This is a genomic window from Streptomyces sp. NPDC091376, from assembly GCF_044757085.1.
GTDB classification, from domain to species: domain Bacteria; phylum Actinomycetota; class Actinomycetes; order Streptomycetales; family Streptomycetaceae; genus Streptomyces; species Streptomyces pratisoli.
This window is the reverse complement of the sequence record NZ_JBIVUF010000008.1, coordinates 277,610-298,944: the sequence shown is the minus strand read 5'-3', so window position 1 is coordinate 298,944 and position 21,335 is coordinate 277,610. Positions and strand designations below refer to the sequence as shown.

Below are 21,335 nucleotides of genomic sequence, written 5' to 3'. Positions count from 1 at the left end.
CCGCGGCGTTGGCCCGGTGCGCGCCGGGGTGTCGGCTGGTGGACCGCCGTGCCTGGCGTGGCCGTTCGGCCACGGGCTTGGGTCCGGCGGTGTGCGCTACCGGCGCTCGGCCTCGGTCCTGAGCAGGTGCAGCCAGCTCTCCAGGGACTGGCGGAGGGCCTGCTCCAGCGCGACGGGCTCGGCCTCCACCGGAGCTCCGCTCCACGACTCCTCGGTACGGACGGTGACCACGCCGCCTTCCTCCTCGAAGGTCCACACGTGGACGCCGTCGATCCCATGGGCGGGGCCGCCCCAGACGATCCGCTCGCCGGGGACCACCTGGTGGACGGTGGAGGTGATCTCGAGACCGTGGGTGAGCCACTGGAAGGTGGCTCCCGGGGCGAGCGGCCCGTCGAAGGCGACGCGCTCGACGTCGGTGTTCCACAGGGCCCATGAGCCGATGTCGGTGTGCAGTGCCCACACCGTGTCGAGCGGGGCGTCGATCGTCGTCGAGAGGCTGACCACGACCGGTGCGTTCCTGTCGACATCGGTCTTCGGTGCGGCCTTCGCCGTGGCCTGCGGGTCGAGGGTCATCGGGTGCTCCTGGTGGTGTGGCGGAAGGTCCGCGGCGGAAGGTTCGAGGCGGGAGGTTCGGTGTGCCCGCTCCTGCGACGTGCCAGGAGTGGGGTCAGGGCGGCTCCGGCGGCGGCGATCGCCGCCGACACGAGGAAGGCGATCCGGTAGCCCTCGGTCAGGGCCACCGCATGGGGCTGATGCGGTCCGGCGGCCGAAGTGGCGGACGCGGCAAGGGTGGTGAGGACGGCGAGCCCGACGGCTCCGCCGATCTGTCGTGTGGTGTTGACCAGGCCGCCGGCGAGGCCCGTGTCCTCGGGCCGTACGCCGCTCACGGCGGCGGCGGTCAGCTGGACGAAGGCGATGCCCAGACCGAGCCCGATGAGGACACTGGGGCCGAGCAGGTCGCCGAGGAAGCTCCCCCTGGCGGAGATGCGGGTCAGCCAGAGCAGTCCGGCGGACTGGGCCAGCAGTCCCGCGGCGAGTGTGAGGTGCGGGCCGAGCCTGCGGGCGAGGCGCGGTGCGGCCCAGGAGCCGATCATGTTCGCGAAGGCCAGCGGCAGTTGGGACACTCCGGCTTCCAGGGGACCCGCACCCAGCACCTGCTGCTGGTGGAGGGGGAGGAAGAAGAACAGTCCGACCCATACGGCGCCGAGCAGCGCCATGACCAGGTTGGCCGGTGCGACCGGGCCCCGGGCGAACAGCCTTGGCGGCACCAGCGGTTCTCGGTGGCGGCGCTCGATCAGTACGAACAGGACGAGCAAGGCGGCGGCCACCGCCAGGGAGCCCAGCACCGGCGGAGCTCCCCACCCCGCGCTGCGGGCCGTCGTGAGGCCGTGGACGAGGGCGACGAGTCCGGCGGTGACGGCGAGCGCGCCGAAGATGTCGAGGGTGCGCCGGGCCTCACGGGACGCAGGAGCGACCGCGGGCACCAGTGCGACGGTCGCGGCGAGCACGACGGCCGCGCCGAGCCCGGCCGCGTGGAAGACCCAGGGCCATCCCAGACTTTCGGTGAGTACGCCGCCGGCCAGGACACCTGCCGCTCCCCCGGCGCCCGAGACCGCTCCCCACACCCCCAGGGCTCCGCCGCGCCGGGGTCCCGGCGGAAAGAGCCGCATGACCAGGGAGAGCGCGGCGGGCGCCACCGCGGCGGCCCCCACGCCCTGCAGAGTGCGTGCGGTGAGCAACGTCCAGGGCGCGGTGGCCAGGCCCGCCCCGAACGAGGCGGCCGCGAAGAGCGCGAGTCCCGCGAGCAGGACCCGGCGCCTTCCGAGGAGATCGGCGGCCCGTCCGCCGAGCAGGAGCAGCGCCCCGAAGGCGAGCCCGTAGGCGTTCACGACCCACGACAGGCCGCTGCCGGTCAGGCCGATGCCGTCACGGATCGCGGGAAGGGCGACGTTGACGACGGACGTGCTCAGTGTGACCACGAACTGGGCGCCGGCCAGGGCCGCCAGCGCGAGGCCGGGCCGGGTGCCCGGCGGGCTCCCGGTCTTCGCAGCTGACCCGAGTCGGCTTCTGGACATCAGAAACACTCCCATGTGTGGTTAACCACTCACTCTTCAGGGGCAAGAAACGGCGGCCGTCGGACGCACCGGTCCGCCGACCGCTTCGGGCCGGGCGGCGGTCAGTAGTGCGTGATACCCGCGGACAGCGTGCGCGTCCACGGCGCGTCGACCGCCCCCACGTCGATCGAGACCAGCAGGTGACAGAGCATGCCGACGGCGAAGAACTCCTGGATCTGCTGCTCACCGCCGCCGGAAGCACCACGGACGTACTCGACCGTACGGGCGTATCCCGCCCGCACCGCGTCACGGATCGCGGGCTCGGAGACGGCTGCCGCCTGAGCGTGCAGCTGCACCAGCATCAGGTCGTTGTCGCTGATCAGACGGGCGTACGCGTCTCCCATCGAGGCGAGCACCACTTCGGGCGCGCTGCCCTTGGCCTCCGCGGCGCCGCCCTCCAGGGCCGCCCGCACCCTGACGAAGCAGTGCTCGACGACCGCGACGAAGAGGGACTCCTTGTTGGGGAACAGCCGGTAGACATACGCCTGGGAGATCCCGGCCGCCTTGGCCACTTCCGTGGTCGTGGTGCCGAAGTACCCGCGAGCCGCGAAGGCGCCGATGGCGGTGCGCAGCACCGTCTCCCGGCGCTCCTCGGCTGTGGACAGTTGGCGTTGCCGTTCCGTTCTCATGTGAGTACTCAATCACTCACTCTTTTGCACTGTCAACCCGCCCGCACCCGCACCCTGCCGGGCAGCCATCGGCCGACGCCGTCACCGAGCGGCGTTTTCTCATACATTGGGAGATATGTCGTTCCCACGGCCGAGACGTGCCGTTGCCACCGTGACAGCGGTGGCGGCGCTCGCCGGTCTCGCCGCCTGCGGGACCGTCGGCGAGGCGGGCGACGACCCGGACCCGAGCGGCTCCGGAAAGGACAGCTTCACGATCGGGCTGTTGCTTCCCGATACGCACACCGCTCGCTGGGCGACCGCCGACAATCCCCTGATCATGAAGCGGATCAAGGAGCTGTGCCCGGGCTGCAAGGTGACCCACGCCTACGCCTCGGCGGACGTGGCCACCCAGCAGCAGCAGATCGAATCCATGATCGCGAACGGTGCCAAGGTCCTGATCCTCGATCCCGTCGACGACAAGGCGCTGCGCTCCTCGATCGCCCGGGCCCGGGACGCCGACGTCCCAGTGGTCTCGTACGACCGGCTCGCCGAGGGACCCATCGCGGCCTACTCCAGCTACGACTCCGAGGAGATCGGACGGATCCAGGCCCAGGAACTCCTCAAGGCGATGGGGCCCAAGGCGCGCGACGGACAGATCGTGATGATGAACGGTGATCCCACCGATCCCAACACCCGGGCGCTGGTGAAGGGCGCGCGCTCCGTCCTCGACGGCAAGGTCAAGATCGGGCGGTCGTACTACACCGCCGGCTGGATACCGGAGAACGCGTTCAGGAACATGTCCGCCGCCATCGCGGAGCTGGGCGCGGACAGGATCGACGGAGTCCTGGCGGCCAACGACGGGCTGGCGGGAGGGGTGGTCACCGCGCTCAAGGCCGCCGACATGAAACCGCTGCCGCCCGTGACGGGTCAGGACGCCGACCTCTCGGCGATACGACGCATCCTCAAGGGCGAGCAGTACGTCACCGTCTACAAGTCCTTCGAGGCAGAGGCCAACGCCGCCGCGGAGATGGCCGTCGCACTGGGCCGCGGCGAGAAGCTCGACTCCATCGCCAAGGATCGCGTCAGCAATGACACGAGCGATGAGATCCCGGCCGTTCTCGGCCCGCTCGTCCCCGTGACCCGCGACAACATCGAGGAGACGGTCGTCAGGAGCGGCCTCTACACGGTCGACCAGATCTGCACCCCGGCGGTCGCGATCGACTGCCGGGAAGCCGGACTCAGCCCGTAGCGGGCCCCACCGATCGGCCGGCCCCGCCCAACGGCCAGGCCCCCGCCGAACGCTCACCGGACGGCAGGCCTCACCGAACAGGGGGACACACCGAACGGACCGGACCCACCAGGGGCGGGACGCGCGAAGGAGGTGGTCCATGTGGCGAGCGCACCTCTGCTGACGCTGCGTGGAATCGGCAAACGGTTCGGCGTCGTCTGGGCCCTCGCGGACGTCGATCTGGAGATCCACGCCGGGGAGGTCGTCGCGCTGGTGGGCGACAACGGCGCGGGCAAGTCCACCCTGGTCAAGGTGATCACCGGCGCCGGGCCCGCCGACGAGGGCGTGATCGAGTGGGACGGCCGCCCCGTGCGGATCTCCCGCCCCCGTGACGCCCAGAGCCTGGGAATCACCAGCGTCTACCAGGACCTCGCGCTGTGCGAGACCCTCGACGTCGTCGGCAACCTCTTCCTCGGCAATGAGATCGGCAGGTCCGGAATCCTCGACGAGGTGGCCATGGAGCGCCGGGCCCGGGAACTGGACCTGCTCGACACGCTCTCCCTGCGGATCCCGAGCGTCCGCGTCCCCGTCGCCTCCCTCTCCGCGGGCCAGCGCCAGACCGTCGCGATCGCGCGCGCCCTCCTCAGCGAGCCCAGGATGCTCATCCTCGACGAACCCACCGCCGCACTGGGTGTCCGGCAGACCACCCACTTCCTCGATCTGATCGACGGGCTGCGCGAACGCGGGCTCGGCGTCCTCCTCGTCAGCCACAACCTGGGGGACGTCAAGGCCGTCGCGGACCATGTCGCGGTGCTCCACCTCGGCCGCAACAACGGCTTCTTCAGCGTGCCGACCACGTCCCAGGAGCAGATCGTCTCCTCCATCACCGGTGCCACCGACAACGCCGTCACCCATCGTGCGGTCAGGACCTGGGAGGGAGCGGTGTGAAGAGGACTCGAGCGTCCGAACAGATCGAACCCACCAGGACGGGCGGCGACTCGGCCCGTTCCGGAACACCCTCTGCCGACGTCGACCGCAGGAGGACGAGCGAAGGGGGCCTGAGGGGCTATCTCAGGGACTTCACCCGCACCCTGCGCAGCGGCGAACTCGGATCGCTTCCCGGCATCATCGGCCTGATCGTGATCTGGGCCGTCTTCCAGGGCCTCCACCCTCAGTTCCTCTCACCGCGCAACCTGTCCAACCTCAGCGTGGACATCGTCGGCACGGGCATGATCGCGCTCGGCATCGTCTTCGTCCTGCTGCTCGGCGAGGTGGACCTGTCGGTCGGGTCGGTCAGCGGGCTCACGGCAGCGGTCTTCGCCGTACTGAACGTGAGCAACGGGCTTCCCGAGTGGCTGGCGATCCTCGCCGCCCTGTTCGTCGGAGCGGCGATCGGGGCCTTTCAGGGCTTCTTCGCGGCCAGGATCGGTGTACCGGCGTTCGTCGTCACCCTGGCGGGGCTGCTGGCCTGGAACGGCCTCATGCTCTACGTGCTGGGCGCGAGCGGCACCATCAACCTCCATGAAGAGGGCCTGGTTCACGCGCTGACCAGCTACTACTTCCACGAACCTGCCGTGGCGTACGGACTGGCGGCCCTCAGCGTGGGCGCCTTCTTCGTCGCGTCGTACCGGGACGCCTGCCGCCGCAGGGCCGCCGGCGTGCTGTCCCTGCCGGTCGCCGTGATCGCCGTCCGCACGGGCGCGGTCGCCCTGGTCGCGTTCGGCGCCGCGTACGTACTGAACCGGTTCGAGGGCCTGCCGCTCGCTCTGCTGATCTTCCTGGTGTTCGTCGTCGGCCTCAACTTCCTCCTTCGCCGCACGTTCTACGGACGGAAGATCGTCTCCGTCGGCGGCGGCGCCGAGGCGGCCCGCCGCGCCGGGATGAACGTGGTGTGGCTGCGGATCTCGGCGTTCATGGTGTCCGGGACCCTCGCCGCCGTGGGCGGACTCTTCCTGGCCTCACGCGTCGCGGCGGTGGGCCAGACCTCGGGCTCCAGCATCCTGCTGATCAACGCCATCGCCGCGGCCGTCATCGGTGGCGTCAGCCTGTTCGGCGGCCGGGGTACGACCTGGGCCGTCCTGCTCGGCATGCTCGTGATCCAGTCGATCGCGTCGGGCATGGTGCTCCTCGGCATCCCGACGCCGATGCAGTCCGTGATCACCGGTGGGGTGCTGCTCGCCGCCGTGACCCTCGACTCGCTGTCGCGGATCTCGCAGAAGGCCCACGGCAGGGCCTGAGCTGCCGCCCTCGGCCACCGCCGACGCGAGGTGAGTCGATACGGAGTCGACGCGGCGTCGACGTGCCGTCGATGCGCCGACGACGGTGCCTCGATGCGAATGGCGTGGCGCCGATGCGGATGTTGCGGATGTTGTCGTCCTGGATCTGGTGTTCCGCCGTAGCGGTGTGGTCCACTCCGCTTCGGGCCGGGCGCGGGCGCGCCGGCCGTCGTCGAGAGGACAGCAGATGGGGGTTCACGGCAGCCCACCGGACCCGGGCTCCGGCGTCGTCCAGGACGGCATCGGCCGCCGGCGGTTCCTGGGGTACGTCCTGGCGGGATCGACGCTGACGGTGGCCGCGCAACTCGGTGAGGCGGTTCTCGACCCGGCCGAGGCGGCGGCGGTGGTGCCGTCGGTGCCCGGGCCGTCCGAGATCTACGACCTCAACGACATGCTGACCCATGCCGCCCTGCCGACCGCGAACCTGATCAGCATCCGGATCGACCCCGACGGCACGGCGTCCCTGGCGCTCCCCCGGGCCGAGGTCGGGCAGGGCATCACCACCTCCAGCGCCATGCTGATCGCCGAGGAGCTCGACCTGCCGCTGGACAGGGTCCGGGTCACCCTGGCCGACGCCCGTCCGGAGCTGCTGTTCAACCAGCTCACCGGTGGCTCCAACACGACCATCTCGACCTTCACCCCGATCCGGGTGGCGGCCGCCGTCGCCCGCGGACGGCTGTTGCAGGCCGCCGCCCTGGAACTGGGTGAGGCGATCGGCACCCTCACCGCCAAGGCCGGGCTCATCACCTCGGCGGTGTCCGGGCGTCGCATCGGCTACGGCGAGCTGGCCGTGAAGGCCGCCGGAGTCGCCACCAGCCAGGTCTCCGTCGTGCTGAAGGAGCCCTCCGAGTTCACGGTCATCGGGACCGGCCGAGGCAGGATCGACGCGCTGGACGCCGTGACGGGCCGCAAGACGTTCGCGATGGACCTGCGGGTGCCTGACGCGCTGCCCACGATGGTGTGCCGGCCGCCGACGATCAACGGCACGGTCCGGTCGGTGGAGAACCTGGCCGAGGTACGGGCGATGCCCGGCATCACGGACGCGGTGCCGGTCTCCACCGGTGTCGCCGTCCGGGGCCGCACCTTCGGCCAGTGCATCGACGCCGTCCGCGCCCTGAAGGTCCTCTGGGGGCCGGGCACGGCCGAGGGCGCCTCCGACGCCACCGTCCGCCAGAAGCTGCGGCGCGCCGAACTGCCGCTCGTCGTACCGCCGTTGCCGCTGCTCACCAAGGCCGTCGACGCGCGCTTCACCTTCCACTTCGCCAGCAACGGCGCCCTGGAGACCAACTGCGCGATCGCCGACGTACGAGCCGGCTCGGCCGAGATCTGGGCGAGTCTGAAGTCGCCGATCGTCGCCCAGGAGCAGATAGCCCTCCGCCTCGGCCTGCCGCCCGCCGCGGTGAAGGTCCACGTCACCGAGGGCGGTGGTTCGTTCGGCCGGAAACTCTTCCACGACGCGGCCGCGGAGGCCGCGGAGATCTCCCGGGCCATGGGCAAGCCGGTGAAGCTGATGTGGCACCGGACGGACGACTTCCGTCAGGGACGTACGCACCCGATGTCCACCTCGCGGGTCCGGGCCACGTACACGCTCGGCGAGGTGCTCACGTACGAGCAGCGGCACACCTCCGTCGCCACCGACTTCGGCCACGGGCTGGGCGAGGTCATCACCTCGCAGGCGGCCCAGCTGCCCGTCGGCGATCTGACCTTCTCGGAGACGGTCTTCCAGCTGACCCAGCAGAGCCCGTACCACTTCGGTGCCACCACCCAGTTGCTCAGCGAGACCGACAAGGGCTTCAACACCGGCTCCATGCGCAACATCTACTCACCCAACGTCCGCTGCGCGCAGGAACTCGTCGTCGACGAGCTGGCCGAGCGAATGGGCAAGGACGCCTACGCGTTCCGCCGTCGCCATCTCAAGGACGAGCGGGCCCGGGCCGTGCTCGACAAGGTCGCCGACGTGGGCAGGTGGGGGCGCGCCATGCCGGCGGGCACGGCGCAGGGCATCGCGGTCCACCCGGAGTACCACGCCTTCGTGGCCGTCCTCGCCGAGATCGACTGCAGGCCGCAGACGACCGGGCGGAAAGTCCCGAACGCGTACACGGGACCGCGCGTCACCAAGGTCGTCTGCGCTGTCGACACCGGCCTCGCCGTCAACCCGCGCGGCCTGGAGGCGCAGATGATGGGCGGAATCATGGACGCCATCGCCGTCACCCTCACCTCGGGTCTGCACCTCGAGGACGGGCACTTCCTCGAAAGCAGCTGGGACAACTACTTCTACACCCGGCAGTGGAACACCCCGCCGGAGCTGGAGATCGTCGTGATGCCGCCGACGACCGGCAGGCCGGGCGGCGCGGGGGAACTGGCGGTCGCCGGCGCGATGGCCGCCGTGGCCTGCGCCTACGGCCGGGCCACGGGCACCATGCCGACGACCTTCCCGATCAACCACGGCGAACCGCTGGGCTTCGAACCGCTGCCCACCACCCCGCCGATCCCCGCCTCCCCCACCGATGGCCTCGACCTCGCCCGCTAGGAGCCAGCTGTGCCGCAACACACCTTCATCCTCAACGGCAGTCCGGTGACGGTGGACATCGAAGGCGACGTCCGGCTGCTGTGGGTGCTCCGGGACGTCCTGGGCGTCACCGGTCCGAAGTACGGCTGCGGGGTCGGCGTCTGCCGGGCCTGTACGAGCCACATCAACGGCAGGGCGTTCACTCCCTGCACCGTTCCGGTGGAGGACCTGGGGCCCGCCGACGAGGTCACCACCATCGAGGGCCTGCCCGCGACCGTGGGCCAGGAGCTGCACCCGATGCAGGAGGCCTGGCTGGCGTACGACGTCGTGCAGTGCGGCTACTGCCAGCCCGGCCAGATCATGGCCGCCGTCGCGAGGGTCCGGCAGGCGCGTGAGGCCGGCCGGGAGATCGCCGAGGCCGATCTCGACGAGATCCGCAACATCTGCCGTTGTGGCACGTACAACCGCATCCGCGAAGCCATCGTCGCGGGTGCGAAGCAGTTCTAGGGCGGGTCCCCAGGGGTCCGCCTCTGGGCCCTGCCGTCCCGGGCGGACCATGCCGTCCCGGGGCGGGCCCTGCCAGGCAACTCCATCCAGCCAGCGTCAGTCGATCCTGCCAGGGTCGGTCGACCTCGGCCGGATCCTGCCGGTCAGGCGGATCGTGCCAGGTCAGGATGCCGGGGGCTCGGCGCGCTCCGCGTTCTTCTGCTTGATGCGCGCGGCTTCCTTGCGCACATCGGCCTGGGTGGCGCGCTCCTTCTGCAGCCACTCGGGGGACTCCTGCTTCAGCGCCTCGATCTGCTCCGTGGTGAGCGCCTCGGTGATTCCTCCGCGGGCGAGCCCCGAGATGGAGATGCCCAGCTTCGCCGCGACCACCGGCCGGGGGTGCGGACCGTTGCGCCGCAGTTCCAGCAGCCACGCGGGCGGATCGGCCTGCAGCGCACGCAACGCGTCCCGCGAGACCGCGCCCTTCCGGAACTCTTCGGGGGTGGCTTCGAGGTACACACCCAGCTTCTTGGCCGCGGTCGCGGGCTTCATGGTCTGGGAGGTCTGGTGCGACGTCATCCACCAAGGATATCGAGCATGTGCGCGACCTCCGACCACGCCCGGTAACCTGGCCGGGTGACAGGCTCGGAAGTACCCCGTTCGTTCCGGCTCGCGTACGTCCCGGGCGTGACACCCGCGAAATGGGTGCGGATCTGGAACGAGCGCCTGCCCGACATCCCGCTGACCCTCGTTCCCGTGTCCGCCGCCGAGGCACCAGGCCTCCTGCGCAGCGGTGAGGCCGACGCGGGTTTCGTGCGGCTGCCGATCGACCGGACGGATCTCAGCGCGATCCCGCTCTACACGGAGACGACGGTGGTCGTGGTCCCGAAGGACCACCTCGTGGCTGCGGTCGACGAGGTCACCGCCGAGGATCTTGCCGACGACGTCGTGTTCCACCCCCTCGACGACACCCTCGACTGGGAGCAGCCGCCGGGACGGCCGGCCATCGAGCGCCCCGCCACGACGGCGGGCGCCATCGAGCTGGTGGCGGCAGGGGTGGGCGTGCTCCTCGTGCCCCAGTCACTCGCCCGGCTGCACCACCGCAAGGACCTCACCTACCGGCCGGTCACCGGCGTCCCTCAGTCGCGCGTCGCCCTGTCCTGGCCCGAGGACGGAACGACCGACCTGGTGGAGGACTTCATCGGGATCGTCCGGGGCCGGACCGTCAACAGCTCACGGGGCCGCCGCCCCGACGCCGCACCTGCCCAGCCGAAGGACAAGCGCGCCGACAGCGGCTCCGCGCGGCGCAAGCCCGCGGCCGGCAAGTCTGCCGGAAGAGGTCCCCGTAGCGGTTCCGGCACCGCCAAGGGCGGCGCAAGGCGCGGAAAGCCCCGACGCCGCTCGTAGCCCCGACGCCGCTCGTAGCTCCGGCGCTCCCCGTGCACGCGTCCGCGTGCACGGGCCACCACGCACGCGTCCGCTTGCCGGGCCGCCGCGTGCGCCGCTGTGGCCCGTACGGCTCCCCCGTGCGACACCGGCGCCATTGATGTCCGCGCGGAGTTCGCCGACGACACAACTCCCCGGAGATTGCGTCTCACTCATGTAACAGGCACCGACACTAGCGGTGGGAATGGGCCGTTATGAGCCCAACGAGGCGCGCTTTCAAGGGGAGTTGAAAGATTTCGCGTCCTTGTCACTCCGGTCGCTCGTTCCACATAATCGCAGGGCGCTTCACGGACTCATCCCCCACTGGGTTCGGACGCCTCATGGCGCGCTGCCGTCTTTCAACGCACCTCTTTCGGTGGTGATTTCCGATTCCTGGGGTTGGCATGAGCCCGTCATGGGCGTAACCCCCCACGAGAGGAAATCCGTTGAAGAGTTACCTGAAGCACCTGAGGACGGCCACGGCGGTCGGCGCCGTCGCCCTCGCCGGCCTCAGCCTCCAGACGGCCACGGCCGGCGCAGCCCCCGCACCGACCCCACGCGGTGAGGTGGGCACGAAGGTCGTCGGCGGCACCAAGGCCGACCAGGGTGAATTCCCGTTCATGGTCCGGCTGTCCATGGGCTGCGGCGGCTCGCTGTACGCCAAGGACATCGTGCTGACCGCCGCCCACTGCGTCGACGGCAGCGGCCCGAACACCGGCATCACCGCCACGGCGGGGGTCGTCGACCTGGAGGACCCCAACGCGATAAGCGTGAAGTCCACCGAGGTCCTCCAGGCGCCCGGCTACAACGGCAAGGGCAAGGACTGGGCGCTGATCAAGCTGGAGAAGCCGATCGATCTGCCGACCCTCGCGATCGCCGGGGACGACAAGCTGAACACGGGCGACTTCGACATCGCCGGCTGGGGCGCCGACAAGGAAGGCGGCGACCAGCAGCGCCATCTGCTGAAGGCAAAGGTCCCGTTCATCGACGACACCGCCTGCGGGACGGCGTACGGCGACCAGCTGACCCCCGGCGAGGAACTCTGCGCCGGAATCCTCGACACCGGCGGCGTCGACACCTGCCAGGGCGACTCCGGCGGCCCCATGTTCCGCAAGGACGACGCGGGCGCCTGGATCCAGGTCGGCATCGTCAGCTGGGGCGAGGGGTGTGCCCGCCCGGGCAAGCCCGGCGTGTACACCGAGGTGAGCGCCTTCGCGGCCGACATCAAGCAGGCCGCCGAGGGTCTGGGCGGCTGACGCCGGTCAGTGACCGCACGACGGCGGAACAACGGAACACAGTGAGCAACTGAGCGACCTCGCGTCCCGGTGCCCGGCCTCACGGCCCGACGGCACCGGGACGCGACCCGTCGAGGCCCGGCCCGTGACGCCCCGGGGCGAGAGCGGCAGAGACCGGCGGAGAGCGGCATTCGCGCGCCAACTCCCCTGCCCTTCCTGCGCGTTCCGCGCTCGCGTTCCGCACTCCCCTGCACTCCCTGGCAGCCGCACCCCGTACCGGACATCCGGTTGCGACGCAATTGGCACTGTATGAGCATGGACAGGGAGAATGCCCGGGAGGAACTCATGCCTGCACGTGGCTCGGCAATCACCGAACGTGGCCGGACGGTCGAGGAACGTGGCCCAGGCCCGGTCGAAGTCACCCTGAAGGTCAACGGCTCCGAGCAGACGATGGAGATCGAGCCCCGTGTCAGCCTGCTCGACGCCCTGCGGGAGCGTCTGTACATGACGGGGGCGAAGAAGGGCTGCGACCAGGGCACGTGCGGCGCCTGCACGGTGTGGGTGGACGGGCAGCGTGTACTGGCCTGTCTCACACTGGCGATGACCTGCGAAGGCCGTGAGATCACGACGATCGAGGGGCTCGCGGACAAGGGCGAACTGCACGACATGCAGCAGGCGTTCATCGCGGAGGACGCGTTCCAATGCGGCTACTGCACCCCGGGTCAGATCATGTCGGCCGTGGCGCTGCTGAAGGAGGGACACGCGGGCGACGACGACGAGATCAAGGAGTGGATGAGCGGCAACATCTGTCGCTGCGCCGCGTACCCGCACATCCGGGCCGCCATCCGCGCCGTCCGCGACCACCATGCAGACCACGACGCGGACCAGAACGCGGACCAGCAGGCGGACCACCACACCGTCCGCCCCGACTCGGAACAGGCGGACCGAGCCGAGTAGTCCTCCGCCCCTCAGATGACCCGACCCCCAGGGAGCCCGCCGTGCGGCCCATCACCTACTCCCGCGCCCCTGACACGGCCACCGCGATCGCGGCCGTCAGCTCCGACCCCACCAGCGACTTCCTGGCCGGCGGCACCACAGAGGTCGACCTCCTCCGCCAGAACGTCCTCACCCCGCGCCGTCTGGTCGACATCAACGATCTCCCCCTCACCGGGATCGAGGCCACCCCCGCAGGAGGCCTGCGCATCGGTTCACTGGCCCGGATGAGCGAGGTGGCCGCGGCGCCCGTCGTACGCGAACGCTTCCCCGTCATCGCCCAGGCGCTGGAACTCGGCGCGTCCGCGCAGCTGCGCAACATGGCCTCCATGGGCGGCAATCTGCTCCAGCGCGTGCGCTGCTCGTACTTCCGCGACGCCGAGTCGCCCTGCAACAAGCGGGAACCGGGCACCGGCTGCTCGGCGATCGAGGGCTTCAGCCGAGGGCACGCGGTGCTGGGCACCAGCGAGCACTGCATCGCCACCCATCCTTCCGACGTGGCCGTGGCCCTCACGGCGCTCGACGCGACGGTGCACACCCAGGGAGGCGAGGGCGAGCGTGCGTACGCCATCGACGACTTCTTCCTGCTGCCGGGCAACACCCCGCACAGGGAGCACCCCATGGCGCACGGTGAGCTGATCACCGCCATCGAGGTGCCGGCCGCGCCGGTCGCCCGGAAGTCCCTGTACCTGAAGGTCCGCGACCGGGAGTCCTACGAGTTCGCCCTGGCCTCCGTGGCCGTGGCGCTGTCCCTCGTGGACGACACCGTGGCGGACGTACGCGTGGCCCTCGGCGGCGTGGCCACCAAGCCCTGGCGCGCCCGCCGCGCCGAGGACTTCCTCATCGGTGCCGTCGCGGAGCGGGCGAACTTCGAGCAGGCGTCACGGGTCGAGCTCATCGAGGCACGGCCCACCGCGATGAACGCCTTCAAGGTCGAACTCGCCAGGCGCGCGATCGTACGCGCCCTCGAAACCCTCGCGGGGAACGGGAGCCCACCATGACCACGGCAACCCCGGCCGTCGGACAGGCCCTCGACCGGGTCGACGGCCGTTCCAAGGTGACGGGCGCGGCCCGCTACTCCGCCGAGATCCCGATCCCGGGCATGGCTTACGCGTACATCGTCGGAGCGCGCGTACCCAGCGGCCGCATCACCGCCATCGACACGGGCGCCGCTCTGGCCGAGGACGGTGTGCTCGCCGTACTGACCCACCAGAACCTGCCGAGGATCGCCGCCCAGCCGCCGCTCGTCCCCTCGCTGGCCGGGACCGCCGCACCGGGCCAGACGTTCTTCCCGATGCAGGACGACATCGTCCACTACGCGGGCCAGCACGTCGCCCTCGTGATCGCCGACACCTACGAGCGCGCCCAGCACGCGGCGAGCCTGGTACGGATCAGCTACGAGGAAACCCCGTCGGTCACCACGATCGACCAGGGGCGCGACCAGGCGTACGAACCCGAGAGGATCTTCGGCGGGTTCCTGCCGGGCCGTGTCGAGCGCGGGGACGCCGAAGCGGGGCTCGCCGGAGCCGACGTACGGGTGGACGCCACGTACACGTACGCCGCGAACAACCACAACCCGATCGAGCCGTCGGCCACCACCGCCGAGTGGCAGGGTGACGAGTTGCTCCTCTACGACGCCACCCAGGGCGTCAACGCCACCCAGATCACCGTCGCGCAGCTGCTCGGCATCCCGCTGGCGAGGATCCGCGTCATCAGCCACTTCGTCGGTGGCAGCTTCGGCTGCAAGGCCATGATCCACAACCATCCGGCGCTGGCGGCGATGGCCGCCCGGGAGATCGGCCGTCCCGTCAAACTCGTCCTCACCCGTGAGCAGATGTTCACCTCCGTCGGCCACCGCGAGGAGCAGGAACAGCACCTCACGGTCGGCGCCACGCGTGACGGCCGGCTGACCGCGATCCGCCACCACAAGATCTCGGTCGGCTCGCACTTCGACGACTGGGCGGAGCCGTCGATGGGTCTCTCCTCGCAGATCTACGCCGCTCCCGCCTACGAGGGCGTCTACCGGCTGATCCGCGGCAACACCATGACGCCCACCTTCATGCGCGCGCCCGGTGAAGCGTCCGGGATGTTCGCCCTCGAGTGCACCATGGACGAACTCGCGTGGGAACTCGGCCTGGACCCGATCGAGTTGCGCCTGCGCAACATCAGCGACCATGACCCCAACACCGGCAACCCCTGGTCCAGCACGGGCCTCAGGGAGTGCTTCGAGCGCGGTGCCGCACGCTTCGGCTGGGACCGGCGCACCGCGGAACCCGGATCCCGGCGCGAGGGCAACTGGCTGATCGGCACCGGCATGGCGACGGCCGGATACCCGGTCACCCCGCCCGCCAACCCGCAGCGCGCCCGTGCCCGCCTCTACGCCGACGGCACGGCCGTCGTCCAGGCGGCGACCCCGGACTTCGGCACCGGCGTGGCCACGGTCATGGCCCAGGTGGCGGCGGACGGCCTCGGCATGACCTTCGACCAATGCCGATTCGAGAACGGCGACACCGACCTGCCCAGCGTCGCCGCCGCCGTCGGCTCCGCCGGCAGCGGGATGATCAGCGCCGCCGTGCACAGCGCGGCCACCGCCCTGCGCAACCAGATGATCACCCGAGCCGTCGCCGACAAGGGATCACCCCTGCACGGCGCGGCTCCGGCCGATGTCGTGGTGCAGGACGGCGTCATGACCGCCGGCACGTCGAGCGAGTCGTACGCCGCGCTGCTGCGGCGCAGCTTCCAGCCGGACGCGGAGGCCACCGGTTCCTGGAGCCCGCCCCGGGCGGACGCGGAGTACGGCATGCTCACGTTCGGCGCCCAGTTCGCCGAGGTGGCCGTGGACCGTGAGCTCGGGCTGATCCGGGTACGGAGGATGACGGGCGCCTTCGCCCCCGGCCGGGTGCTCAACCCCAGGACGGCGGGCAGCCAGCTCATGGGCGGCATGCTCTGGGGGCTGGGGCAGGCGCTGCTGGAGGCCAACTACATGGATCCGGGCACGGGACGCTGGGCCAACGCGAACCTGGGTGAGTACCTGGTCGCGGTCAACGCCGACGCCCCGGACGTGGACGTCGAACTCATCGAGGTCGACGACCCGGTGGTCAACCCGCTCGGGGTGAAGGGCGTCGGCGAGATCGGCCAGGTGGGCGTCGCGGCCGCCATCGCCAACGCGGTCCACAACGCCACCGGCCGCAGGGTCCGCAAGCTCCCGATCACGATCGAGGACATGCTCTGACCATCTCGGACGAGGGCCCGCAGGAGCGGAACTAGAGGTTGTAGCCACCGGAGACCTCGATGTTCTGGGCGGTGATCCAGCGGCCCTCATCGGAGAGCAGCGTCGCGATGAACATGCCGATGTCGTCGGGTTCGCCCACCCGGCCGAGCGCGGTCTTCGCGGCGACGGCCGGTATCACCTCGGGGAAGCGCTCGAAGGCGTTGTCGGAGATGCGGGTACGGGTGGCGCCGGGGGCGACGGAGTTGACGCGGATGCCCCGGGTGCTGAGCTCCTTGGCCAGGTAGCGGGTGAGCACGGTGAGGCCGCCCTTCATCGAGGCGTAGGCGGAGTAGCCGGGTTCGAGACCCGAGGTCAGGGCGGAGTTGCTGGTGACGTTGACGACCGCGCCTCCGTCGGCCAGCAGCGGCAGCAGGGTCTGAGTCAGGAAGTACGGGCCCTTGAACAGCACCCGCATGAACCTGTCGAACAGTTCCTCGGTCGTGTCCTGGAACATCGCCGCCCCACCGAACCCCGCGTTGTTGACCAGGTGGTCGAACGAGTCCCGCTGCCAGTTCTCCCGCAGCGCCGCGACGACGGCCTCACGGAAGGCCGGGAACGTCTCCGAACGGCCGACGTCCAGCGGCAGTGCGACAGCGGTACCGCCGTCCTTCTCGATCGCCGCGACCGTGTCCAGCGCTCCGTCCCGGTTGGTGTTGTAGGTGAGGATCACGCCCTCGCCGCGCTTGGCGATCTGGATGGCCGCGCTCTGCCCGATGCCGGAGCCGGCGCCCGTCACGATGGAGACCCGCATGGTTGTACCACCTGTTCATCACGTGGAGCCGTTGTCTGCTCCGTAGGAATCCGATGCCTCCATCCCACCACCGTGACCTGCGAAAACAGTAGAACGATGCTCGCGGGCCCTTGCACGATCCTCCCCCGCCGGCAGCGGCCGGCCGGAGCACGGTGCCCTGCTGCGGGGCGCCTGGCGGTGACGCCACGGGGTTCTCATCCGGCCGCCGCCAGCAGGGCCGTGCGGCTGCCGAGCGCGGCGGAGAACTGGTCGACGACCTGTACGAGGGCCTCGGCCGAGCCGGGCGCGAGGGTCAGTGTGCCGTCGTCGGCCACCGCGATGTCCCGGTCGAGGGTGAACCAGCCCTGGACGATGTGCGCGGCGCCCATGGAACTGAGCACCGGGCGCAGCGCGTAGTCGATCGCCAGGACGTGGGCCGTGGTTCCGCCGGTCGCCAGCGGAAGGACGGTCTTGCCGGCCAGGCCGTACTGCGGCAGCAGGTCCAGCAGGGCCTTCAACAGGCCGGAGTAGGCGGCCTTGTAGACGGGTGTGCCGATCACGACACCGTCGGCACGGTCGAACAGCGCCGTGGCCTCGACGATCGCCGGGTGGCGGAAGTCGGCGCCGAGCAGTGCCTCGGCGGGGACGGTGCGGACGTCCAGCGGGATCACCTCGTGGCCCTGGGCGGTGAGCCGGGCGTCCAGATGCCGCAGCAGCCGGGCGGTACGGGAGGTGGCGGAGGGGCTTCCGGAGACGGACAGGACGGTGGCCATGGCGGACCCTTCGGGAACGTGGTCGGGCTGTGGGCACTGCTGCGGGTGACGGGGAGCGGGCTCCCGGGAACGGGAGGGGTGCGCGACCGCGTACGGCGGCGACACACCCCGCGACGGGCTGTTCTCCGGTCTTTGACGGACCGGGTCTCCGGTGCCGTGGGCCGCATGCGGGCAGGACGGAGCCGCCCTCGATGCGGGCCGTGCGACGGCACTTCGGAGTGGTGGAAACGGGAGGATGAAGCGGTGTGATGACGCCGGGGCCGGGGCGCCTCGGGCGAGGTGTGCGGCGGCAGCGCGTGTCCGGGCTCGCGGTACGGGTCGTCCGTACGACCCTGATCAGGTCTGCTTACGGACGATGGTGCGGCGAAGGGAGGACTCGGCCCGCGACGGGGTCACCGAGGGAGGGAAAGGGCCGTACGGACAGCCCGCTGCCGAATCAGGCGCAACACGCCGCGGACCACACCCGACCGAAGTCGATGTGGTCACGGGTGACCAGGCGCTGCTCGGCATTCATGGGAGCAATTGAGCAGTACATCGCGCCGCTCGTCAACCACTGCCCGGATGCCGGACCGGAGTTGCCGGACCGGGCAGGGGCCGATTCCTCAGCATGGTTGCCCCATGGGCGCGTTGGTGCCCGGCTTCCTGCTCGGCATCCCGCCGGCCGTGATGCGCCCCCGCGCCGCCACCCACTCCTCCGCAGCGACTCGGGACCCGGTCGGCCGTGCCGCCCGCCAGGCTGCGTGCGGCGACCGCGCCCGACGCGGCCTCCCCCGGCGCGCCGACGGGCCGAAAGAGCGCCGCCCTTCGTGACGATCTCCGAGTGGGCCGGGATCGGAGAAGGATCCCGCGAGCGGCGATGAGTCCTGCGGCGTCCGGCGGTCGTACTGTCGAACCCGTCACCGAGGAGGGCTTCTGATGCGCAGCGTGACCTATTCGATGAACGTCTCACTTGACGGCTACATCGTCGGGCCGGACGGCAACTTCGACTGGACGGCACCCGACGAGGACGTCTTTCGCTTCTGGATCGACGAGATCCGGGAGGTCGGCGTCCACCTCTTGGGACGACGGCTGTACGAGACGATGCTGTACTGGGAGACCGCCGACCAGGATCCCTCGCTCGACGACGCCACGCTCGAGTGGACCGCGCTCTGGAAGCCGCTGCCCAAGGTGGTGTTCTCCACCACGCTGTCGGCCGTGCAGGGCCATGCCCGCCTGGCCTCCGGCGGCGTGGCGGAGGAGATCGAACGGTTGCGAGCCGAGCCGGGGGAGGGCGAGATCGCCATCGGCGGCGCGACTCTCGCCGCCGAGGCGGCCGCGTCGGGTCTGATCGACGAGTACCGGGCCGTGGTCTACCCGGTGCTGGTCGGCGGTGGCATCCCGTTCTTTCCTCAGCACGAGCGCCGGGTGGATCTCGAACTCGTCGAGACCCGCACCTTCAGCTCGAAGTTCGTCTACCTCCGCTACCGCGTGGCGCGCTAGGCCGTGTCTGACAAATGGCGCCGTCCGCCCGCAGGGCGGGGTGCGCGGCGTCCGGTGCGTGCAATCGCAAGGCGGAGGGGCATCCTCGTACTGGACGTACTTGGATGACTCCGACAACGCAGCGAGTGGGCGTGCCGGGCGTCGCGCGCCAGGCGGGATTTGTCAGACACGGCCTAGAGGTGCCGTCCTGAGAGGTCAGGGCCGCCGGTGCGGGCAGCCGTGGGCCTGGCTCAGCAGCCGGTCGATCTGTGCGCCGATCCCTGCCGCGTCCCGCACCGGGACCGGGAACGGGATGCGGATGTCGTGGTGCCCTCGGGCGTACTCGCAGCGAAGGGTGATTCCGTAACGGTCCAGCGCGAGCGGCCGGACGTGGAGGGCGTCCCGCAGCACCCGCGCGTCCGCGAGGCGGCTCAACCCGGCGACGACGTCGTGGTGGTCGCGGTCGAGGTGGCTCAGCATCCCCGCTTCCTCGGCCGCCAGCGGATCGGTCCGCGCGAGGCCCACCTCGTCGAGGCGTACGTCCTCGGCGATCCCGTCCCTCTCGATGGTGGCCCGCACGGCCTCGAGACGGAGCACGAGCACGTCCGGGGCCGACTGGATGTCGGCCGGGGTGAGCCGGCCGGAGAGCGTGACGCGCGCCCGGATTCGGTCCCGCACCGCGACGGGGGCGATGTCGGTGAACTGCAGCAGCCCCGCCAGGAGCCCACGCGGCGCACACACGGCCTCGGCCGCGAGGGGACTGTCGGCCGGGGCGTGCAGCCGCAACCGGCCCTGCTCGTCGACGGTGTGCATGGCGATCAGGTCGTAGCAGTTGCCGCCGGTCGTCAGGCTCAACGAGGTGGCGGCTGACATGACCGAACGAATCCGCTCCGCGTCGGTGGGTCCGGTCGCGCGGACGTCTGCGAGGGCCATCGAAACTCCTTAGGTTAGGCTTGCCTAACCTATCCTGGCCGACGCGGGCTGTCCACGCTCCACTCGGTGGGACGGGCCCAACGGCCGGTGGGGCGGGCCCAACGGCGCCCGGCTCCGCCGAGGACACTCGACGACCGCGGACGGCCTCGGCGACGGCGGCGCTCACCGGAGCGGATAGGCACCGGCCCGGACCGGCGGCAGGCTCAGGTGGGCCAGGTCGGGCGGAGCGGGGGTCGTCAGCGGCCACAGCGGCGCGGCGTCCCCGTCGGCGGCCGCGGCCGGAGCATCGGTCAGCCTCATGCGCTCGCGAAGTCGTCCGTAGAAGTCGGTGGGCCCGAGCCGCACGGCCCTCAGGGGGCGGGGTGCGGCGTAGACACCGATCCACTCCCCGGGCCGGAGCACGCCGCGCAGCTGACCGTCGAGGCTGACCGCCGCGAGACCCGAGCGTTCGAGCAGGCGCAGTGCGATGGGCTCGTCGGGGGCGGCGACGACGGAGCGGTTGAACGCCATATGGGGCGCGACGGGGGTGAAGACGAGGGCCTCGGCACGCGGGGAGATGACCGGTCCGCCGGCCGCGAAGCTGTAGGCGGTCGAACCGGTCGGCGTGGCGACCATGAGCGCGTCGGCGGAGTACGAGGCCAGCAGGCGCCCGGCGACATAGACGCCCACCGACACCTGATGGTCCCGCGCCAGCCTCTCCAGGACGACGTCGTTGAGCGCCGTCGCGTCCAGGGCGATGCCCCATCCGCCGCCCTGCCGGCACTCCGCACGCACACAGGGCGGTGGCAGGAGGGGGCCGCGGCCGAAGCGCATCAGGGCTTCCATGTCCTCGGGCAGCTCCAGTGGGCACGAGGCGCGCATGGTGAGCAGCATGCGCCTCTCGATGTCGACGCGGTCCTCGTGCACCGCGTCCAGGGCCAGTCGTACGTCCTGCACGGGCACCTCGGTCAGGAATCCCACGCGTCCGAGGTCGACGCCGAGAACGAGGGCGTCGTTCCCGGCGGCCAGGCGCGCACCGCGCAGGAACGTGCCGTCCCCACCCAGGGTGACGATGAGGTCGGGATCGCCCGCGGTGTCGAGTTCCTCCTGGGCGCTGCGGCGCTGCTCGCCTTCCTGCCACACGTCGATGTCCGTGCAGCGGACGCCCTGGTCCTCGCTCCATGCACGCACCACCCGGGCCGCTTCGACGGCTTCGGGACGCCCTTGGTGGACGACGAGTCCGACTCGTGCCACTGCCATGGTCTGCCTCCTCATGTGTGCGCGGTCGAATGCGTCGGCCGTCCGCCGTGGGTCGGG

Annotated in this window: 19 protein-coding genes; 11 read left to right on the top strand and 8 right to left on the bottom strand. The window is 70.9% G+C overall.

The annotated features are described in order from the left end of the window. Positions 1–96 precede the first annotated feature (96 nt). The 3 genes from ACIQMR_RS19915 to ACIQMR_RS19905 all read right to left on the bottom strand — a co-directional run bounded on the left by ACIQMR_RS19915 (position 97) and on the right by ACIQMR_RS19905 (position 2,743). Positions 97–573 (bottom strand): SRPBCC family protein, encoded by a 477-nt coding sequence (locus ACIQMR_RS19915; RefSeq protein ID WP_401388647.1) that lies wholly within the window; start codon positions 571–573, stop codon positions 97–99. Further along, positions 570–2,075 carry an MFS transporter gene (locus ACIQMR_RS19910; RefSeq protein ID WP_401388644.1) on the bottom strand — a complete coding sequence of 502 codons (1,506 nt, stop codon included), beginning with the start codon at positions 2,073–2,075 and terminating at the stop codon, positions 570–572. The genes ACIQMR_RS19915 and ACIQMR_RS19910 overlap by 4 nt, the downstream gene beginning before the upstream one ends. Before the next feature lie 101 nt (positions 2,076–2,176). Continuing rightward, a complete protein-coding gene (locus ACIQMR_RS19905) occupies positions 2,177–2,743 on the bottom strand; it encodes a TetR/AcrR family transcriptional regulator (protein WP_401388641.1) in 567 nt (188 codons plus the stop codon). Between the two features lie 115 nt (positions 2,744–2,858). Between ACIQMR_RS19905 and ACIQMR_RS19900 the strand changes: the two genes are divergently transcribed. The 5 genes from ACIQMR_RS19900 (at position 2,859) to ACIQMR_RS19880 (ending at position 9,242) form a co-directional block, all read left to right on the top strand. Beyond that, positions 2,859–3,971: a sugar ABC transporter substrate-binding protein gene (locus tag ACIQMR_RS19900; protein ID WP_401388638.1), complete on the top strand. Its 1,113-nt coding sequence runs from the start codon at positions 2,859–2,861 to the stop codon at positions 3,969–3,971. A 132-nt stretch (positions 3,972–4,103) separates the two neighbouring features. Further along, a complete protein-coding gene (locus tag ACIQMR_RS19895) occupies positions 4,104–4,898 on the top strand; it encodes an ATP-binding cassette domain-containing protein (protein ID WP_401388635.1) in 795 nt (264 codons plus the stop codon). After that, positions 4,895–6,187: a sugar ABC transporter permease gene (locus ACIQMR_RS19890; RefSeq protein WP_401388632.1), complete on the top strand. Its 1,293-nt coding sequence runs from the start codon at positions 4,895–4,897 to the stop codon at positions 6,185–6,187. The genes ACIQMR_RS19895 and ACIQMR_RS19890 overlap by 4 nt, the downstream gene beginning before the upstream one ends. Before the next feature lie 226 nt (positions 6,188–6,413). Next, positions 6,414–8,756, top strand: coding sequence for a molybdopterin cofactor-binding domain-containing protein (locus ACIQMR_RS19885; protein ID WP_401388629.1), 2,343 nt, complete (start codon positions 6,414–6,416; stop codon positions 8,754–8,756). Positions 8,757–8,765: 9 nt separating this feature from the next. Continuing rightward, the gene (locus ACIQMR_RS19880; RefSeq protein ID WP_401388626.1) at positions 8,766–9,242 is read left to right on the top strand and encodes a (2Fe-2S)-binding protein; all 477 of its coding nucleotides are present in this window, start codon (positions 8,766–8,768) and stop codon (positions 9,240–9,242) included. Positions 9,243–9,404: 162 nt separating this feature from the next. On the opposite strand, the gene ACIQMR_RS19875 is transcribed toward ACIQMR_RS19880, so the two are convergent. Continuing rightward, positions 9,405–9,800: a DUF5997 family protein gene (locus ACIQMR_RS19875; protein ID WP_401388623.1), complete on the bottom strand. Its 396-nt coding sequence runs from the start codon at positions 9,798–9,800 to the stop codon at positions 9,405–9,407. Positions 9,801–9,857: 57 nt separating this feature from the next. On the opposite strand from ACIQMR_RS19875, the gene ACIQMR_RS19870 reads away from it, so the two are divergent. The 5 genes from ACIQMR_RS19870 to ACIQMR_RS19850 all read left to right on the top strand — a co-directional run bounded on the left by ACIQMR_RS19870 (position 9,858) and on the right by ACIQMR_RS19850 (position 16,106). Continuing rightward, positions 9,858–10,628 (top strand): LysR family substrate-binding domain-containing protein, encoded by a 771-nt coding sequence (locus ACIQMR_RS19870; protein ID WP_401388621.1) that lies wholly within the window; start codon positions 9,858–9,860, stop codon positions 10,626–10,628. A 464-nt stretch (positions 10,629–11,092) separates the two neighbouring features. After that, complete coding sequence (locus ACIQMR_RS19865; protein WP_401388618.1) at positions 11,093–11,902, top strand: S1 family peptidase; 810 nt, start codon at positions 11,093–11,095, stop codon at positions 11,900–11,902. Positions 11,903–12,226: 324 nt separating this feature from the next. Then, positions 12,227–12,838: a (2Fe-2S)-binding protein gene (locus ACIQMR_RS19860; protein WP_401388615.1), complete on the top strand. Its 612-nt coding sequence runs from the start codon at positions 12,227–12,229 to the stop codon at positions 12,836–12,838. Between the two features lie 41 nt (positions 12,839–12,879). Further along, complete coding sequence (locus tag ACIQMR_RS19855) at positions 12,880–13,875, top strand: FAD binding domain-containing protein (protein WP_401388612.1); 996 nt, start codon at positions 12,880–12,882, stop codon at positions 13,873–13,875. Further along, positions 13,872–16,106, top strand: a complete 2,235-nt coding sequence (locus ACIQMR_RS19850; RefSeq protein ID WP_401388609.1) for a xanthine dehydrogenase family protein molybdopterin-binding subunit — start codon at positions 13,872–13,874, stop codon at positions 16,104–16,106. The genes ACIQMR_RS19855 and ACIQMR_RS19850 overlap by 4 nt, the downstream gene beginning before the upstream one ends. A gap of 31 nt (positions 16,107–16,137) precedes the next feature. Here ACIQMR_RS19850 and ACIQMR_RS19845 read toward each other — a convergent pair whose 3' ends face one another. Continuing rightward, positions 16,138–16,896, bottom strand: a complete 759-nt coding sequence (locus ACIQMR_RS19845; protein ID WP_401388606.1) for an SDR family NAD(P)-dependent oxidoreductase — start codon at positions 16,894–16,896, stop codon at positions 16,138–16,140. A 194-nt stretch (positions 16,897–17,090) separates the two neighbouring features. Next, entirely contained in the window at positions 17,091–17,648 is a 558-nt protein-coding gene (gene ssuE / locus ACIQMR_RS19840; protein ID WP_401388603.1) for an NADPH-dependent FMN reductase, read from the bottom strand. Positions 17,649–18,563: 915 nt separating this feature from the next. On the opposite strand from ssuE, the gene ACIQMR_RS19835 reads away from it, so the two are divergent. Then, positions 18,564–19,127 carry a dihydrofolate reductase family protein gene (locus tag ACIQMR_RS19835; protein ID WP_401388600.1) on the top strand — a complete coding sequence of 188 codons (564 nt, stop codon included), beginning with the start codon at positions 18,564–18,566 and terminating at the stop codon, positions 19,125–19,127. Between the two features lie 195 nt (positions 19,128–19,322). Here ACIQMR_RS19835 and ACIQMR_RS19830 read toward each other — a convergent pair whose 3' ends face one another. Further along, complete coding sequence (locus tag ACIQMR_RS19830) at positions 19,323–20,039, bottom strand: DUF2470 domain-containing protein (RefSeq protein ID WP_401388597.1); 717 nt, start codon at positions 20,037–20,039, stop codon at positions 19,323–19,325. Positions 20,040–20,201: 162 nt separating this feature from the next. Further along, the gene (locus ACIQMR_RS19825; RefSeq protein WP_401388594.1) at positions 20,202–21,278 is read right to left on the bottom strand and encodes an NAD(+)/NADH kinase; all 1,077 of its coding nucleotides are present in this window, start codon (positions 21,276–21,278) and stop codon (positions 20,202–20,204) included. Between the last annotated feature and the right edge of the window lie 57 nt (positions 21,279–21,335).

What these genes read in the sequence shown, in the direction of transcription:
- ACIQMR_RS19915 (WP_401388647.1), bottom strand. Translation starts at nt 573, where the DNA reads ATGACCCTCGACCCGCAGGCCACGGCGAAGGCCGCACCGAAGACCGAT.
- ACIQMR_RS19910 (WP_401388644.1), bottom strand. Translation starts at nt 2,075, where the DNA reads ATGTCCAGAAGCCGACTCGGGTCAGCTGCGAAGACCGGGAGCCCGCCG.
- ACIQMR_RS19905 (WP_401388641.1), bottom strand. Translation starts at nt 2,743, where the DNA reads ATGAGAACGGAACGGCAACGCCAACTGTCCACAGCCGAGGAGCGCCGG.
- ACIQMR_RS19900 (WP_401388638.1), top strand. Translation starts at nt 2,859, where the DNA reads ATGTCGTTCCCACGGCCGAGACGTGCCGTTGCCACCGTGACAGCGGTG.
- ACIQMR_RS19885 (WP_401388629.1), top strand. Translation starts at nt 6,414, where the DNA reads ATGGGGGTTCACGGCAGCCCACCGGACCCGGGCTCCGGCGTCGTCCAG.
- ACIQMR_RS19875 (WP_401388623.1), bottom strand. Translation starts at nt 9,800, where the DNA reads ATGACGTCGCACCAGACCTCCCAGACCATGAAGCCCGCGACCGCGGCC.
- ACIQMR_RS19860 (WP_401388615.1), top strand. Translation starts at nt 12,227, where the DNA reads ATGCCTGCACGTGGCTCGGCAATCACCGAACGTGGCCGGACGGTCGAG.
- ACIQMR_RS19850 (WP_401388609.1), top strand. Translation starts at nt 13,872, where the DNA reads ATGACCACGGCAACCCCGGCCGTCGGACAGGCCCTCGACCGGGTCGAC.
- ACIQMR_RS19845 (WP_401388606.1), bottom strand. Translation starts at nt 16,896, where the DNA reads ATGCGGGTCTCCATCGTGACGGGCGCCGGCTCCGGCATCGGGCAGAGC.
- ssuE (WP_401388603.1), bottom strand. Translation starts at nt 17,648, where the DNA reads ATGGCCACCGTCCTGTCCGTCTCCGGAAGCCCCTCCGCCACCTCCCGT.
- ACIQMR_RS19835 (WP_401388600.1), top strand. Translation starts at nt 18,564, where the DNA reads ATGCGCAGCGTGACCTATTCGATGAACGTCTCACTTGACGGCTACATC.
- ACIQMR_RS19830 (WP_401388597.1), bottom strand. Translation starts at nt 20,039, where the DNA reads ATGGCCCTCGCAGACGTCCGCGCGACCGGACCCACCGACGCGGAGCGG.
- ACIQMR_RS19825 (WP_401388594.1), bottom strand. Translation starts at nt 21,278, where the DNA reads ATGGCAGTGGCACGAGTCGGACTCGTCGTCCACCAAGGGCGTCCCGAA.